Origin of the sequence: Oceanobacillus saliphilus (assembly GCF_023522835.1) — a bacterium.
Lineage (GTDB): Bacteria > Bacillota > Bacilli > Bacillales > Amphibacillaceae > Oceanobacillus > Oceanobacillus saliphilus.
Genome location: NZ_JALCZU010000090.1, coordinates 1 through 278 on the forward strand (window position 1 = coordinate 1; position 278 = coordinate 278).

Genomic DNA, 278 nt, shown 5'->3' on the forward strand with positions numbered 1-278 from the left:
TGGCGGCGGCCCGGGTTTGAAGTGCTGCTGCTGATGCCGCTGCTGTTACTGGTGACGTTACTGACGCTGTGGCTGCCGACACTGTGGTGGCCGCAGATGGGCGAACAGTTGGCGCACTATGAGCAGCGTAACCTGCTGGTGGCGGCGCTGGCGATGGGCTTTGCGCTGGTGCCACTGATCTTTACCCTGTCGGAAGATGCGCTGTTTAGCGTGCCGGTGGCGCTGGGGCAGGGCTCGCTGGCGCTGGGCGCGACACCGTGGCAAACCCTGACGCGTGT

The 278-nt window shown here is 65.1% G+C and carries 1 pseudogene; it reads left to right on the forward strand.

Annotation, left to right across the window (positions count from 1 at the left end):
• Positions 1–278, forward strand: a pseudogene (locus MN204_RS20560) (hypothetical protein); the annotation flags it as partial.